Below are 18,605 nucleotides of genomic sequence, written 5' to 3' on the forward strand. Positions count from 1 at the left end.
TTCTTTTATATCAGGTTAACGGATCTTATTTTAATAGTGTTACTGTTCCTTTTCTCATCAGTTTGGTGCCATCTCTCATATCGATATCGATCATGTAGATATATACTCCATTTGGCTGTGGCTGTCCGCGGTAGGTTCCATCCCATCCCATATTCATCTGGCGGGAGATGAAAATCACGTGGCCCCACTGATCGTAGATGCGCATTGTCGCGTTCACTATCGAGCTTCCATAGGCGTAGAAGATATCATTGTTGCCGTCCCCGTTAGGAGTAAAGGTGTTAGGGACGAACACATCATTGTTCTCCGGCTGGTTCCCACTGCCGTTATCTGCCCTGCTGGTGAAACTACCTGCATCGCTGGTCTGGCAGTTTGTTGTTCCTTTAGCCCTAACCTGCAGTGTTACTGCTTCGTTAGACTGTAGGCCGAACACCAGGTGGGTTGTACCGGTTGCGCCTGAGCTAGGTGTTTCCCATGTTGTACCGCCATTTCTAGATATCTCATAACTTGCGGCTCCTGTTACTGCGTTCCAGCTAAAGGTAATACTGGTGAATGTGCTCGACTGCCTGGTGACTACCGGAGTGGCTAGTTTGGCAAGTAAAACTACATTGGCCATTGTCCTGCTGCTTACCGCTGTACCTGAAACGCCTTCTACATAGTAGCTTGTGCTGGCGGTTATTGCAGGAGTTTGGATACTTGTGCCGGTTGCCAGGATATTTCCGCCTGTAGCAGCAGCGTACCAGTTATAGGTAACACCGGCTACCGGATTTGATACCGTAAGCGTGGCACTTGTACCATCACAGCTCTGTGCGCTCAGTACTACCGGGTTCGGTACTCTTACTACTATCACGTATGTCGCTGTAGCTGTAGTACCTGTTCCGTCTGTAACTGTAACCACGACATTGAAAGTACCTCCCAGTGTTGGGATTCCGGTGATTTCGCGTGTTACAGGATTGAACGTTAATCCCGGAGGCAGGCCTGTTGCTACATAAGTAAACGGGCCGGTTCCCCCTGCTGCTGCAGGCAACGTTTGCGGTGTGTAAGTTGTACCTATTATTCCGTCAGATAGTGTAGCCGGTGGCAGTGACAATGGTGTACTTGTTACTGTTCCTATACTTAGAGAGAAGGATGCTGTTGCGTTACAACCTTTAGTATCGGATGCAGTTACGGAGAAAGTGTAATTTCCGGCAACTGCTGGTGTTCCTGAGATAATCCCAGTTGCCGACAGTGACAGGCCTCCAGGAAGGCTGCTGCCTGATGCCAGTGTGTAGGTATATCCAGGAGTTCCTCCGGTTGCTTCATTGAGCCTTGCTGCATAAGCTGTACCGTTTGTTGCTGCCGGTAATACTGTGGTATTGAAAGTCAGTGCAGGATTAACCGTTAACGTAACCACACGCGCATTTCCTGCGGCATTCTCACATTGATTATCCCCACGGACAGTTACATAATAGCTTGCGCCTGTTGTGACCGACGGAATGTTATATGTTGTCCCGGTGAATACTGCATTGGTTAATGCCGCATCTGTGTACCAGGTAAATACCGGATTAGTTACCGTAGTACTGCTGGCTGTTAAGCTTACAGCAGCTCCAGAGCATATTGAGGATGCAGGCTCGCCTATGATAATGATATCTGCACTTGTCGCCCTTGATCCGAGGGTCACATTTACCGGCGTCCTGCTGCTTACCACATTATTGGAAGAGCCTTCTGCGTAATAAATGGTACTGGCAGTGATCACGTCTGTCTGGAAGCTTGTGCCGGTAGCGAGTGATGTACCGCCGGATGCTGTATTGTACCAGTTGTAAGTTACACCTGCTACCGGGTTTTGTACCGTTAAGGTAACGCGGCTTCCGCTACAGGTGCTTGCGTTTGCTACAACCGGGGCCGGAACAGTAACTACTACAGTATAGTTTGCGGTAGCTGTTGCACCGGCACCATCAGTAACTGTCAGCAGGATACTGAAAGTACCAGCCAATGTTGGAGTTCCCGTAATTTCGCGTGTTGCTGGATTAAAGGTTAATCCCGGAGGCAGGTTGGTTGCCACGTAACTGAACGGACCTGTTCCGCCTGTCGCTGCTGGCAATGTTTGCGGAGCGTAAGTTGTACCTATGACACCGTTTGGCAATGTAGCCGGCGGTAATGCTAATGGTGTAGTTGTCACAGCACCCACATTCAGAGCGAAGGCCGCGGTTGCGTTACATCCTTTAGTGTCTGTTGCTGTGATAGAGAAGGTATAGTTTCCTGTTACTGTTGGAGTTCCTGAGATTGTACCTGCGGCAGACAATGACAGTCCTGCGGGCAGCGTGCTGCCTGATGCCAGTGTGTAGGTATAACCAGGAGTTCCCCCAGTTGCCTGATTGATACTTGTCGAATAAACAGTACCATTAACCGCATCAGGCAATGCAGTAGTATTGAAAGTAATCGCAGGATTAACTGCTAAGGTAACCACACGTGCAGTACCTGCAGCATTCTCACATTGATTATCTCCGCGTACAGTCACGTAATAAGTAGCGCCTGCTGTGATAGACGGAATGTTAAAGGTTGGGCCGGTGAATACAGCATTGGCCAGAGCCGCGTCTGAATACCATGTAAATACCGGGTTGGAAACCGTGGTACTGCTGGCTGTTAAGCTTATGGCAGCGCCTGAGCATACTGATGATACCGGCTCTCCGGCAATAATGATATCTGCACTGGTTGCCCCTGATCCCAGGTTTACGTTTACAGGAGTCCTGCTGCTTACCACATTATTAGATAACCCTTCTGCATAATAAGTAGTATTGGCAGTAATTACATCGGTCTGGAAGCTGGTTCCGGTGGCAATTGCAGTTCCTCCGGATGCAGTGTTGTACCAGTTGTAAGTTACACCAGCAACAGGGTTTTGAACTGTCAGTGTTACGCTGCTTCCGCCACATGTGGTTGCGTTTGCAACGACAGGAGCCGGAACGGTAACAGTGACTGTGTAGTTGGCTGTTGCTGTTGCATTAGTAGCGTCAGTAACAGTCACTGTGAACGTAAATGTACCGGCCGTAGTTGGGATACCACTGATTGTTCTGGTTAGCGGGTCAAATCCTAATCCCGGAGGCAGATTGGTAGCTACGTAAGTGAAAGGACCGTTTCCACCACTTACCGCAGGTAATACCTGAGAGTTGTACGCTGTTCCTACCTCGCCGTTTGGCAGGTTCGCTGGTGGAAGTACCATCGGGTTGGTATTCAGCCCGTTTATTACCAGGTTGAAGTTTGCCGTTGCTACACAGCCTTTGCTGTCGGTAACCGCTAAAGCAAAAGTATAGGTACCTGGCGTGGTAGGTGTTCCGGAGATCACACCTGAGGCGGATAATGTTAATCCTGCAGGTAATGTGCTTCCGGCAGGGACACTGTAAGTATATCCCGGTGTACCACCCGTTGCAGGATTAATCTGTACAGAATAAGCTGAGGAAGTATTTGCAGTGCTCAGTGTAGTGCCTTCAAAACTGATGGCAGGATTTACACTTAAGGCTACGGCTTTGCCGCTTCCGGATTCGTTCTCACACTTGTTATCACCTCTTACACTGACAAAGAAGTTTGTATTTGCCGTCAGTGAAGGGATCTGATAAGTATCCCCAGTGTATACCACGTTTGTTAAAGCAACATCGCTGTACCAGGTAAATACAGGGTTGGTTACTGTAGTGCTGCTGGCGGTTAATGTTACACCGGATCCGGAGCAAACGTTTGCAGGTATTCCCGTGATGGTCAGGTCCGCAGCTGTAGCGCTTGGTTTAAGCGTTACTGTAACAGGAGTTCTGGCACTTCTAGCTGTACCGGATGCTCCTTCAGCATAATACGTAGTTGTAGCAGAAATTGCCGGTGTCTGGAAGGTTGTTCCTGTAGCCAGTACTGTACCACCTGAAGCTGAAGCATACCAGTTATAAGTTACATTAGGTGTCGGGTTAGTCACTGTAAGTAAAGCACTGCTTCCGTTACAGCTTTCTGCGTTTGCAACAACCGGAGCCGTTACATTCACCACTACTGTATAATTGGTGGTTGCAGTTAATCCGTTGGCATCTGTAGCTGTCACTGTAAAGTTAAACGTTCCGCCCAGGGTTGGGGTTCCGGAAAGTACTCTGGTGTTCGTATCAAAATTAAATCCTGGAGGAATATTGTTTGCTACATAAGTATAAGGAGCTGTTCCGCCTACTGGTGCAGGCAGGGTTACCGGTGTATACGGTGAATCCACCAGTCCGTCTGCCAGGGTAGCCGGCGGCAGCGTCATCAGACCAACGCTTCCGATACTGATGGTAAACATGGCAGTAGCGTTGCAGCCTCTGTTGTCGCTCGCTGTAATTGCGAAAGTATAGTTGCCTGCAACTGTTGGTATGCCAAGCAGCTGTCCTGCGCTTGTTAAGGACAGGCCTGCAGGGAGTGTATTGCCTGAGGCTACGATATATGTATAACCCGGGGTACCACCTGTTGCAGGGTTGATTTGTGCAATATAAGGAACGGGTACTGTTCCGGAAGGTAGTGCCCCGCCATTGAAGACAATCGCAGGGTTCATGTTAATCACAACTTCGCGTCCTGTGCCTGAGACATTTTCACATTTATTGTCTCCGCTGACAGTTACATAGTAGGTGGTAGCGGCGTTAAGAGACGGTGTATTGTATACCGCGCCTGTGAAAACTGCATTGCTTAATGCCGCATCAGTATACCATGTGAATACAGGATTGATCACTGTAGTGCTGCTGGCAGTAAGCGTTGCTCCGGATCCGGCGCATGCACTGGCTGGCACACCATTTACATTGATATCTGCTGCCACTGCTGGCGGATTAACTGTCAGCTGAACAACTTTTGCATTGGCAGCAGTATTAGGGCATCTATTTGATCCCTGTACGGTCACATAGAAATTGGTGTTACCGGTTAAGGCATCAGTTGTATAGACTGGTCCTGTAAATACTGCATTGGTTAATGCCGCATCAGTATACCATGTGAACACAGGATTGGTAACTGTAGATGTACTGGCAGTTAAAGTAACTGCTGTTCCTGAGCACAGACTGGCCGGAATACCGCTGATCGTGATTTCTGCTGCTGTACTGCCTGGATTGACTGTTAAGGTTACCAGTTTACCATTTGTATTTTCGCATTTCTCATCACCTCTTACGGTTACGTAGAAATTGGTACTTGCAGGGATGGAAGCAATATTAAATGTTGCTCCTGTAAATACTGCATTGGTTAATGCAGCATCAGTATACCAGGTAAATACCGGGTTGGTTATTGTAGAACTGCTGGCTGTCAGCGTAACTGCTGAACCTGCGCAGAACGTTCTCTCTGCACCGGCAACTGCCAGGTCTGCTTCTGTAGCATCCGGCCTGATGGTGATTGATACTTTTGTTCTGGCAGCTGTATTTAAACAGGAGTTACTGTTTACAGCCTCAACGTAGAAGTCTGTAATACCTACTGCAAGGAATGCAGAAGTAGTATAAGAACTGGTATTGGATGCCAGCAGGTTACCGCCTGTCAATGCATCGTACCAGTTATAGGTAACGCCCGCAGCTGCATCTACGTTTAGTGTAACCGGAGTGTTGATACAGGTAGCGGCCGGATTTGCAGCACTTGGTACAGGCGCCGCAGGCATACCAATTACAGTTACTGTAACCGCTACTTTAGCACTCTCGCAACCATTTCGGTTTGCGGAAACATAGTAGGTGTACACGCCTGCTGCTAATGTTGCAGGTGTCTGGTATGTGGCTGTGTTTGCCAGCAGGCCGAGCGAACTGTCGTACCATTTGTAGGTAATACCTGCCGCTGGGTTTGCCACTGCAAGCGTTGCCTGGCTGCCTTCACAAACTGTCACATTGGCCGCAGATGGCGTTGGTGCAAGGATAATTCTTCTTGCATAATTGAAGTTGACTGAACTCAATGCACCTAACAGACCTGAATTGAGTTTCAGCTCTACCCCGTCAAAGGCTTGTGCAGGTACAAAATCAATGGTAGCAGTTGTTCCGCTACCGCCAATTTGGAGGTTGAATCCGGAACTGCTGATTGCTCTTTCATCGTTATTGCTGGCAGCACCGTTGTAGGTTGTGAGCGTGATGCTTGAACCCACAGTTGCAGATAGCCTTCCTGCCGGAGAGGACAGGCGTACCCTTACGGTATCGCCAATCTGTGATAAGCCTGTAAAGTTCACTTTTTGTGCCACAAAACTGTTGACACCAAATGGAATGAACAATGAAGAACTGGTCTCCACATCGTTATCAACTGCAAAACCCGGATTGGATACATTTGCACCGGCAGAAAGCGTACCTCCGCTTCTAACCGTCTGGCTGATGGCCGGCTCGCATGGAACAGAACCCGGATTGGTTGGGCCAGGGTTTACAGTAACCACAACGCTGGCAGCAGGAGAAATACATCCGCCTACTGCGCTGCTTTGTGCAGTTACATAATATGTTGTTGTACTGCTTAAGTTAGGGGTAATGAAAGTCCCGTTGGCACCATTGGTTGGTGTAGATACAGCTACCGCTCCCGTTACTGCAGGATCAGTGGCGTACCAGGTATAAGTAAGATCAGAAGTAGAGGAGCTTGCAGTAAGTATCGTTTGCTCTCCTAAATTGATGGTTATGGCCAAAGGATTAAGTACAGGTGCAGTGAGTGATCCTACGGTTACTGTTACCGGAGTTCTTGCTGATACAGTACCGCAGCTGTTTACAGCTTCAACACTGTAAGTACCACTGGTTTGTATGTTGGCAATGCTGTATGAAGCACCGGTAGCGCCAGTGATTGCAGTATTGTCAAGATACCACTGATAAGTTACTCCTGCCTGAGGATTCTGTACCTGTAAGACCAGGTTGGCATTCTGGCAGGTTTGTTCCGTTGCAGAAAGCAGTACCGGTGCCAGGGGAGCAGGAATAACAGTAACGTTTACTGCTGTTCTTGAACCACCGCAGCCGTTTCTGGTTGCTTCTACATAATACTGAATATCTGCTGTTACTGCAGGAATCACAAAATTCTCACCTGTATATACTGCTGTTCCGCCGGTAGCAGTGGTATACCAGTTATAAAGAATACCCGGCTGTGGATTGCTTACACTCAGCGCAGGTGTTGCATTTAAACAGGCTGTTACGTTTGCGGCTGTAACTGTTGGCGCAGTTGTGATTCTTCTGGCATAGTTAAAGTTGACAGCAGATAGTGCACCGAGTATTCCCGAATTCAGTCTTACCTCTGCGCCATCAAACTGTGCTGCCGGCACCAGGCTGATCAGCGCTTCGGCGCCGCCGTTTAGTAATTGAACATTAATGATTCCGTTATTGAGTACTACCCCGTCATTATTGCTGGTTGCACCCTGGTAAGTAGTTAATGTAATACCTGATAAAAGTGAAAGCGACAATAACTGGTTGGTGGCAGTTAAGCGGATACGAACTGTATCTCCAACGTTGGATAAACCAGCAAAGTTTACTTTTTGAAATACTGAGGCATTGATACCTACCGGAATGGAAAGTGTAGAGGCTGTCTGCTGATCCCCGTCGATTGCACGGCCAGGATTATCAACCCTTGCCAGTACTGATAAAGTTCCCGCAACACCATTGGTTTGGCTTACCGGAAGCTCGCACAGTACAGGAACTGGTGTTCCGCTTCCATTTACCGTAATTGTTTGCTGTACCCTTGAAGAAGATGCACAGCCGGTAACCGATGAAGTAGCTTCTACGTAATAAGTAGTTGTTGTAAAAAGTGGTGGGGTTACATAATTTGCCCCGGTATAAACTGGTGTAGTACCATCCGGTGTGGTATACCAGTTGAATACAACATTGGCTTCTGTGGAGGTAGCCGTCATATTTGCCGACTGACCCTGGTTAACCGTAGTTGCCACAGCCTGAACCTGTGGAAGAACCGGGCGCGGATTTACTGTAATTGCAGCAGCAGCGCGGGTTGCTGAGGTACAGTTACCATTCGATGCTTCCAGGTAATATGTAGTATTTGCAGTTAATGGCGGGGTTACGAAAGTTTCTCCTGTAAATACAGCTGTACCACCGGTAGCAGTAGTATACCATTTGTAGGCAGTACCTGTTTGCGGGTTATCTACTGAAAGCACGCCTGTAGCGCCTGAACAAACAGGAGCTACTGTTGCAAGCACCGGAGTAGCTACAGAAGGCGTAACTGTTACAGTAACCGGAACCCTTGCAGGGTTGGCACATCCGTTATTACTTACTTCTATATAATAGGTAGTGGTGGCAGTTAATGCGGGCGTAGTATATGTACCGCCTGTTTGCAGTATGCTGCCGCCTGTGGCTGCGCTGTACCAGGTAAGTGTGGTTCCGCCCAAAGCGGTTGCACTCAGACTGGCAGTACTTCCTGAACAGATAGTCTGGTTTCCTGAAACCACGGTCGGATCAGGGAAGATCACCTGTGCCCCGTAGATGCGCAGGCTGGATAAAGCTACTACCAGAGGGCTGTAGCTTACTTCTACCCTGTCAAATGCTGCACTGGCCAGTACTGTTGCTTTAAACCTGTTTCCACCCAATAAACCTAAGTTTACCAGTGAGTTATTTAAAGGATAGCTTCTTACAACAGTATTGCCGTTCATCACATTGATGGTTACGCCACCAAGCAGACTAAGATCAGCCAGGCCTACAGGTGTTTCCAGATCCAGACGGATACTGTCTGTAGCTGTACCTACCCTTTGGAAGATGAGGCGCTGGTAAGCAGTTGATGCCAAACCAACAGTTACTCTCATTTCAGTATAGTTGTTCAGATCAGCATCAGTAGAATTTCCCGGATTCTGAATAGAACAGCCTACACAAAGCAGTCCTGTGATGTTACTTTGCTGCGAAGTGGCGGCATTACAGTTTGGATTTGTGGGTCCGCTGATCACATTGACAGTAACAGCTACCCTGCTGAGGCTTGAACAACCTGTGCTGTTTACTGTTCCTGCATAATAAGTAGTTGAGGCTGAAAGTGCCGGTGTTGTGAAAGTTGTACCTGATCCTGCGGCTACACCCCCTGTCGGAGTGGTATACCAGAAGATTGTAGAATTGGCATCAGCGTTAGCCTGCAGATTAGCAGTTTGTCCGCTGCTGATAGTTAAGTTATTGGTAAGCACTGTTGGTGACTCCGGTGCAGGATTTACTGTAACTGTTACCGGAACACGTGCACTTGCAGCAGTTCCTGAAACCGCTTCTGCATAGTAAGTAGTAGTCTGGTTTAAAACCGGAGTTGTAAAGCTGTTGCCCGAAGAAGGCAGCGGTGTATTGCCTGTGGCAGAATAAAAATTATAAGTTACTCCTGTAACCGGATTGGAAACAGTCAGTGTAGCAGAACTGCCGCTGCAGATAGTAGTGCCGGCAACCACAGGTGCAGGTGCATTGATCAGCAGTGCGTAATCTGTACTGGTAGACAGACCACCATTATCAGTAACGCTCATTTTAACAGTAAAACTGCCGCCTGTTCCCGGTGTTCCTGAGATCACCCGTGTAGCAGGATCGAAATTTAAACCTGCAGGCAGACCAGTCATACTATATATATAAGGCGCAGTTCCACCTGTTACAGCCGGAAGTGCTGGTGCCGTATAAGCTGTTCCAACTGTTCCCTCAGGCAAGGTTGCCGGTGCAAGGGCAAGTGTTCCGTTTACTGTCAGTGTGTAAGGAGTAGTTACAGAACTACCTGCAGCATCAGTTACTGTTACAGAAATTGTAAAAGTACCCGACTGGGCAGGTGTTCCTGTAATTTCCCTGGTTACCGGATCGAAGGTTAAGCCCGGAGGAACATTCGCTGCTGCATAAGTGTAAGGCCCTGTTCCCCCGCTTGCTGCAGGAATTGTTTGCACAGGATAATTCACACCTACTGTTCCGTTGGGAAGCGTAATGCCTGCCAGTACCAGTGGATCTTTAACCACTATCGTGTAATTGGCAGAAGCACTTCGTCCTTCATTGTCATTTACTGTTACCGGGAAGCTGAAAGTTCCTGACTGGGTTGGCGTGCCTGTGATTTCCCTGGTGGCAGGGTTAAAGACAAGACCGGCAGGTAAGCTGGTAGCAGAGTAAGTATATACCCCGCTGCCTCCTGTTGCTGATGGTATAATCTGGGTAGGATAAACTCTGCCCGCGGTACCATCCGATAATGTTGCTGGTGGCAGTGCCAGCGGATCTCTTACGACTATGGTAAAACTGGTATTCACGGTATTGCCATCAGCATCCGTCAGTGTTACCGGGAAGGTAAATGTTCCTGAAAGTGTTGGTGTACCGGTGATTTCTCCTGTAGCAGGGTTGACCGCTAATCCCGGAGGCATATTTGCCGCTGTATAAGTATAAGGTGTAGTACCACCGGACGGTGCCGGAAGCAAAGTAGGTGTATAAGCTGTTCCTACTGTTCCTGTTGGCAATGTTGCTGCTGGTAAAACAAGCGCCGGGGTAACGTTGAGGGTAAAACTGCTGACCGTACTGCAGCCGAAGCTGTCGGTAACCATCAGGCTGAAAGTAACCGAACCGGCTCCTGTTGGTGTACCAGTAATCAGTCCGGCAGGAGAAATTGTTAATCCTGCAGGAAGAGTACTGCCTGCAGCAAGTCCGTAAGTATAACCAGGGGTTCCGCCTGTAGCGGCAGTTACCTGTTTGGAATATGCCCTGCCCACTGAAGCATTTGTAAGTGTGCCGGCAGGGAATACTAATGTCGGTTTTACAATAACCTGTACGCTGTCCCTGTCAGACTCTCCTGTACATCCCGCTTTTTGTGCAGATATATAATAGGTATAGGTACCGGCGGCAAGTCCCGCTTCTGTGTAGGTGCCAGCATTTGCTGCTGCAACCTGTGTAGTAATGTTATTTGCTTTTTTATAAAAGTTATAAGTTTCGGCAGGATTTAAATTTTGACCACTGAGTGTGAGTGTGCTTCCTCCGCAGATTGAAAGAGTCCCGCCAGCTATTGTTCCCGCGAATACAGGTTTAGTGACTGTGCGCTGCACTTCGTGAATTTTGAGTCCGCCGGAGAGGATGTTTCCACCGACAGCCAGTGTATTATTGACGCTGATCTTAATCCTGTCAAAGGTGCCCCCTGGCGTGAAGTATACCGGGAAGATGTTATCATTAGCTGTGTTCAGCAATTGCAGGTTAAGCAGACCACCGGCCGACTGTACTCCTCCAACAGGAGTAGCTCCGTTGAAAGCCTGCAGGGTAATTGTGTTTAAGAGATTTAAAGTTAAAACCGTTCCGGGCTGTGAAAGCACTACTTTAGCGACATCCCCTGCGGAAGATAAGCCGTTCAGATAAACAGTTTGTGAAACAACAGATCCGACTCCCACCAGACCTGACTGTAACTGTGAAAAGGTAGTCACATTGCCATCAATTGCGCGCTCCGGATTGGCTAATATGCCGTTAAGTGAAACGTTGACCCCTGTCGCTTCTCCAAGATTGGTATAGAGAGGGCTTCCGCAATTGTCAGCCGAATGGTTAAACGCTGTATATACATTTAAATGTAAGCTTGCGCCCAGTGAAAGTCCGAGTAAGTTACTGGTATACCTGAGTTTCACCCTTACAGAATTATATGCAAGGCTTGATGTAACAGCAAAATAATTTCTGCCGCTTGCATCCCTGACAATAGCTTTGGTTACGCTTCCATCCGGAATCTTGGTACCGTCGCTCCCAGCTGTTGCACCACTATAAGCTTCCAGAGTCACCAGTTCCTTACTAAAAAGTCCGGTTAGATCTCCAACCAGATTCAGCAAGTCTACATTGACACCAGTTATCGTTGGCGGATCGAAAGGTATATATGTTACTTTACCAGCTGTTAAAGGACTGCCGTATTTCAGTTGAATATAGGCTTCCCCTTCTCCGGTGATCAGACCAAGAACATTGGCATAGTTTGCATTAAGGGTAGCTGGCGCAGTAGAGGCACCAGCAGCAGCATTGCCTGGGTCGGTTATAGATCCAGCGTTGGCAGAAGCTCCCTGAGTAGGAACACCCAATAATGTATAATATGCGATAGTGCCAGTAGAAGGTGTTACTTCAGCATAATTTTTGGTTTGGGCATACGATTGTGCTCCGAATACCGTTAATAGTATAAGATTCGCAATCAAAAAGAGGTAGTTTTTCGTAATTTTGGGAGTAGAGGTTGCTATCATTCCGGGAAGCTTTAGAGGTTAACTTTAATACTTACGGCAATTTTAAGAATCCCGACCTTCTCTTTAAGCGTTCAAATCATTCATTACATGAAGCGAAATGGGCACACCATTCGTTCATTCTGTTCATTTCCAAATTTCTTTCGCAGAAAATATCTGCTATATTGATTTAGTACACCTTCAGAGGCCTCTGTCTCGTAAAACTTACATTTCCCTAAGGTTTTATTTGAAACCTTTCTGTTCATTTATCACGTATATGTGTTATATTGGGTTCCATAACTGGTTCTGATTAGCTATTTACCAATGATAAACTTGTCGACTTAAAAAGGTACTATGGAATACAATAATCGGCTGGAAGAGCTCAAAGGCCTGATTCTCTCAAAACTTGGTATCCGATTTATAACACCTGCAGATTGTAAGAGAATTTCGATTGAGATCAGTAAGCATCTGAATAAAAATGTAAGTGAAACTACTATCAAACGATTGTTTGGCTTCGCCCTGGTGAAACATAAATTCTCAACTTTTACGCTGACTACATTAGCTGAATATGTTGACATGGCCGGGATAGACCAATCTCAGGTGGCCATCACAAAAGTTGAACAACCTGATGAATGGAAAATCCTGAAGGAAAAGTCAGATGCCATTACCAACTTTACCCTGAAGACGATAAGAAATCGTTCGGGTATTCCTTATGATATGACTATCAGCAGAAAATTTGCTGAACACGACTTTGAAGAATTTTATAAAGGTGACTTTATCTTCACCACATTTGTTTCACAGCCGGGTTATGGAAAAACTATATTGCTCAGTCACCTTACTGAAAACCTGTTTTACAAAACCAACGCTGTTCATAAAGATTGTGCTGTCCTTTTTATTAAGGCCTACAGTTTTTTTAATAAAGAGGCAATGCACCTTCACCTGGAGGAGCAACTTAAGTTACATCTGCAAATAGAAACAAATGAAAATGTACTGCAATATATAGACAGACTGCAGGGAGCACATGGGGGTAAATTTTTTATCATTATTGACGGCTTTGCAGAACTGGTACTGAAAAAGGAGGATAAGACTATTCTGTATGACAGCATCATTAACCTGATCTGTTCACTGGAAGACTGCAAGCATATCAAACTGGTCATGGCCATGCGTTCTACTACCTGGACAAGATTTTATGACCGAATGCGGCATTCTTCATTCCTTAAAGCAAAATGGTTTCCGGGAAACTACTTTAATTTGCATGAACTTTCCAATGTACCACCGCTGTCAGAAAAAGAGGTGGAGATTATTATTTCGAAGATCAATTATCTCGATAAAAAAGAGATCAATCCAAGATTAAAGGCGCAGCTCAAATTCCCCTTCCATATTCAGCTCTACTACCAGTTAAAAGAAGAAGACCCTGATTTTAACTATTATACAAATATCACCTTTTACGAGCTTGTTTCCCGCTTTATCCAGGAAAAAATCTACCGCTCAAACTATTATACTGAGAAAATCCTTTTTCTCAAGAAAATTATCCAGCTGACCAGTTACGGCAAAACCTCTAATTCTGTTGAAAAGGATGCCCTGATCGCGGAGCTTTCTGCTTTTAGAAATGCCTATATGGAACTCCTTTCTGATGGAATACTGATGGAGGAAAAAAGATCAGAAGATCCACACCCCAAAGAGTACGTGCGCTTTTTGCATCCGCATATGTTTGAATATTTCCTGTTCGTTGAGATCCTGGAAAAATTCCATCTGCAGGTGAGCAAGGATTTCTTTATCTATATCAATGACGAATATGATTATAACCAGGTACGGTTCCAGCTGTTACAATGGGCAACACGGTTTTTAATTAAAACCGGTAATTTCAATTCCCTGAAATCTCTGTTCAGCTTAAACCTGAACAGCTTTGAAACCAATTACATCATTTTGTTCATTGCTGAAGAAATCAAATACAGGTCTAAATACAATGCTGAAATCCTGGGGATCCTGGAAGACGACAATTTCCATGAGATCATTATCTCCAAGCTGATTAACATGGATTTTATTGACTCCTGTTATCCTGAGGCCATTGTTGCTTTAATAGAGATTGCAAGAAATGAGGAACATCTGCTGATGTACTATTCGATATTGGGAGTAATGCAGATCATCAGGCTCGACAAAGAGGGCATACAGAACATCATTAACAAACTGTCGCCGCTGGACAGCAGTAAATGGATGGTCAATCCTGCACACATCCTGGAGATTATCCTGGCCAAGCTGAACGGCGAAGCAATTGTACATCAGGATCTGCTTCAGCAGATCGAGGCTTTCAAAAATGGAGATAACCCTTTTCTTGTGAAAGAAAATCAACAGATGGAAACCCGTGAAGGTGTGACATATGTTTTGATGCTGCTGGTTAATATTTTCCTTGGAGATGCTCAATCCGCCAGGACCATCATTGAGAATATTGTGAAGCTGCATCCCAAAGAAATCAAAAAGAAGAGCAATTTCGACTTATATATACTGAGTTTATACGGGATTTACGGTGCAAAACTATATCCGGGCAGGAAGACAAATCAGATTGAGAACATCATGGTACACTTGTCTGGCAGAAACAATTCGTTTTTAACGAAATATCAGGAATCTATTCTGATGATGTTCCAGGCTGAACAAGCTTATCACAGGAAAGAATATTCACTGGCAATTGACTATGCGAAGGAGTGTTTATCACTTTTCAGAAGGAATGAGGTCGTGCTGAACGCAATGTATATTTTCAACCTGCTGATTATGATTTATACCGATCTGGAGAACTATGATCTGGTAAATGAGTACAAATATGAGAAGTTGTGTTTATTGGATGAGCAGCATCTATCCCGGCAGTTATTTTAGGGTTATACCAGCCGTCATTCAAATTGGATGACGGCTGGTATAATATTTAGTTATATGTAGCAGCTAACTTCAATGCGTCATATGCATTTACAATCCCGCCTGTTATACAAAGATCAGCGAATGGTACGGACTGAGGTGCAGTACCTTCTTCACCTTCGATGTCTACATTATGGTTCACCTTTACCACAGATTTCAGGATAATCTCTTTTACCTGCACAGCAGATAGTTTAGGATAGTAGGATCTGATCAGGGCAGCCAGGCCGGCTACAACCGGCGAAGCCATACTTGTACCATTATAAGCTTCATATTTATTGTCAGGTACAGTTGAATAGATCTGCACACCAGGAGCAAATACATCTACTGTAGTTTTACCATAATTGGAGAAATCAGCTTTCAGGGTTTTGTCGTCATTTGGTCCCGAGGCACCTACGACAATGTATGAAGAAGCAATGCCTCCGTCTTCATACCTGCGGCTTGGGAAGCTTGCTTCCACGTCAAGGTTTTTGTTATCATTACCAGCCGCCTGAACCAGCAGTACATCTTTTGAAACAGCATATTTCACAGCATCGTCCACAGCCTTTTTGTCCCATGAATAAGCTTTACCGAAACTCATATTTACAACTTTAGCACCATTGTCTACCGCATAACGGATTGTATTGGCCACATCTTTATCCCGCTCATCACCATTAGGCACAGCACGTACGCCCATGATCCTTACATTATCCGCCACGCCCAGGATACCTAAGGTATTGGTACGGTCGGCCCCTATAATTCCGGCTACGTGTGTTCCGTGACTGGCGTCAGGTCCTTTTACATCGTTGCTCCCGTAATTTTTTTGTTTACTATCGGCATAGTTGTCGCCAACAAGCTCAGGTCTTGGGTCGAAATCCAGGTTAAGATTATATTTCAGCTGATCCTCGTAATGGTCAAGTCCTTTAACGATCTGAGCATTATAAAAGGCTTCAAATGTTGTGTTCTGCAGTTGCGAAACCATAATACCCTTGAGGCGGTCTTCCATAGCATTTTCCGCCTTGAAGGCCTGGAAATCTGCACGCTCAGGTTTTTCTTTACCCATCTTTTTAACCATCGCATCCAGCACGTTTTTTAGTCCGCCGATGTTTGCTACTGCACTCTTAGCTTCTTCAGTTTGTTTTTCGTAGTCGATTTTTGCCTTGAGGTATTGCGAAAAGGCAGCAGTATCAGCTGGTTTTACAGTAGCTGCAGTTACATTTTCAAATTTTGCTTTGTCCCTGCGCAGGATCCTGGTCAGTTCCAATGTTTCCTGGTTTACAGATCCTTTTGCTGAGCCTAAAAAGTTCCAGCCGTTGATGTCATCAACGTAGCCGTTTTTGTCATCATCTTTACCATTGCCGGCTTTTTCTTTCTTGTTTACCCAAATGATACGCTTAAGATCTTCGTGATTGATATCAACACCACCATCCAGTACACCCACCACAACAGGTGAGGATTTTTTACCTTTTAATAGTTCTGTATATGCTTTTTCGGTGTCGATACCGAAAACACTATCCTTTTTCAGATCAAGATTGTGCCAGTTTGCTTTCTGTGCAAACGATTGAAATCCAAGTCCTGTTATGAAGAGTATACTTAAAGCGCCCTTCAGCACAATTTTGTTTGTCAGTTTATTCATATGTTTTTTATTCAATTAGTTTTTAAACGCTGATCAGCAAAAATAGTTGTTTTCCAATCTATTTTCTCTTCAGCATGAAAAAGAAACAGGAACCTTCTCCCACTTTGCTTTCTACCCAGATCCTGCCTTCATTTGCTGTGACAAATTCTTTACTGATGACCAATCCAAGACTGGTGCCCTTTTCATTATTTGTACCCATAGTACTGACATTGTTCACGCTGAATATCGATTCTATTCGCGAAGGCTCTATTCCTACACCGCTATCCCTTATTGCAATTAATACCTGATTATTTTCAACGGACTTTACCTCTATATGGATCTTTCCTCCCTCAGGCGTGAATTTTATTGCATTTGATAATATATTCCGGATTAGGAAATCCAGGTGATCGGCATCACAATAGACCCTCAGGTCCGGCTCAACCTCCTGTTCAATGGTGATCGATTTCAATGCAGCAGCCTCCTTTAAAAGTGCCAGATTTCTAGTGATCTTTTTTGCCGGACTCACTTCGGCCCGGTTGATCATCACGCCTTTCAGCTGCATTTGTCCCCACCGCAACAGCAGGTTAAGAGTTTCCAGTGATGCATTGCACTGTAACTCAAGTTTTGTAAGCATGGCTGTCTTTTCTTCTTCTGACAGCCAGCCCCTGTTTACGAGGCCTAACAGGTTGAGGATAGACGTAAGCGGCCCCCTCAGGTCGTGCCCCAGAATAGAAAACAGCTTGTCCTTTACTGTATTCGACTGGACAAGATCTGCGTTAGCTTTGTTCATTAATCGATTTAGGTTCCTGATCCTGAAGAAATACGCGCCAAGGATCAGCGTAAGGGTTATACTGCCACAGATGATCCAGGACAGGATCTTCTGTTCCAGCAGCTGTTCACTATTCACAAATTTCAGCTGTTCTACCTTAGCCTGTGATTTTGTGAGTTCATACTGCGCCTGAAGATTGGCGATTTTCAGTGAAATATCTTTAAAATAAAAACTGTCAGCAATACTATACTGGCTTGTTCTTGCCTTATATGCGGCTTTGTAGTTGCCCGATTTCTCATATAATGTAGCCATATGCGCCAGCGCTTCGAGTATCTGTTTACTGGCTTTCTTTTTTTGCCCCAGAGCAAGTGCCTGCTGCAGATAATTCAATGCTTTTTTTGAGTCTGTCGGGACGTAACTTTCTGCCAGGGCCATGAGGCTCTGGAACTCGCGGATCGTATTATTAATTTTTCTCGACTTTTGCAGGGCTCCCTTTTGCAGGCTGATAGCTTTTGCAGTAGCTCCTGATTTTGTATATACCTGTGCCAGTCCGTTGGTGAGAGAGATATTCAAACCCATCATTTCAGGATAATCACTCAGGCTGATACCTTTTTCGAAGTAAAAGATCGCCTTTGGCAGATCGCCGGTTTCCCTGTAGGCAGTACCAAAATTGAGATAGGTATTGAGTTTTAAACTTGAAAATGGCAGCAGGTTGCCGATAGCCTCGGCTTTTTGATAATAGGATATGGCCCGCTCATAGTTATGCCTGTTTGCATAAACTTCGCCCAGTGTAATGTAAGATTCCATAATCCCGCTCCTGTCATTATTTTTCTCGCTCACCTTCAGTGCTTGCAGAAAATACGTTAATGCTGCTGCCGAATTTCCTTTCCTGTTTTCTACTACTCCGAGACGGATGTTTTCTTTAATTATTCCCTTGTAGTGGTTCAGCCTTTTGTAGATTTCCAGCGACTCAAGATACCGCTGTCTGGAGGATTCAGTATTTCCAGACTGATCATCTATCATTCCCATCTGGTTGAGCATCTTTGCGATGCCTTCTTCATCATTATTTTTTTTGGCGAGCTTCATCCCGGCGCGGACAAAAAACAAGGCAGAATCGGGCTTGTCATACCGGTAATGAATTACCAGTTTCTCATAGGTATTGATATCTGGTTCAGAAACAATTACACGTCCCGTTTTTTGAAAACCATAGAGTAGCGGGGAACTGAATGTAAGGAAAGAACAAAGAACAAAAACACGGAAAAAGGACATATAAATGGTTACCGGAGGCAATGGCG

Annotated in this window: 4 protein-coding genes; 1 reads left to right on the plus strand and 3 read right to left on the minus strand. The window is 45.6% G+C overall.

The annotated features are described in order from the left end of the window. Positions 1-25 precede the first annotated feature (25 nt). Positions 26-12,070 (minus strand): Ig-like domain-containing protein, encoded by a 12,045-nt coding sequence (locus tag ABWY16_RS08415; RefSeq protein ID WP_353904198.1) that lies wholly within the window; start codon positions 12,068-12,070, stop codon positions 26-28. Positions 12,071-12,400: 330 nt separating this feature from the next. Here ABWY16_RS08415 and ABWY16_RS08420 point away from each other — a divergent pair, with 330 nt between their 5' ends. Continuing rightward, positions 12,401-14,914, plus strand: coding sequence for an NACHT domain-containing protein (locus ABWY16_RS08420; protein WP_353904199.1), 2,514 nt, complete (start codon positions 12,401-12,403; stop codon positions 14,912-14,914). A gap of 46 nt (positions 14,915-14,960) precedes the next feature. On the opposite strand, the gene ABWY16_RS08425 is transcribed toward ABWY16_RS08420, so the two are convergent. Further along, on the minus strand, positions 14,961-16,562 hold the full coding sequence (locus ABWY16_RS08425) for a S8 family peptidase (RefSeq protein WP_353904200.1): 1,602 nt from the start codon (positions 16,560-16,562) through the stop codon (positions 14,961-14,963). A gap of 58 nt (positions 16,563-16,620) precedes the next feature. Further along, positions 16,621-18,579 (minus strand): ATP-binding protein, encoded by a 1,959-nt coding sequence (locus ABWY16_RS08430; RefSeq protein ID WP_353904201.1) that lies wholly within the window; start codon positions 18,577-18,579, stop codon positions 16,621-16,623. Positions 18,580-18,605 lie beyond the last annotated feature (26 nt).

It is taken from the genome of Pedobacter sp. (assembly GCF_040513095.1).
Taxonomy (GTDB): domain Bacteria; phylum Bacteroidota; class Bacteroidia; order Sphingobacteriales; family Sphingobacteriaceae; genus Pedobacter.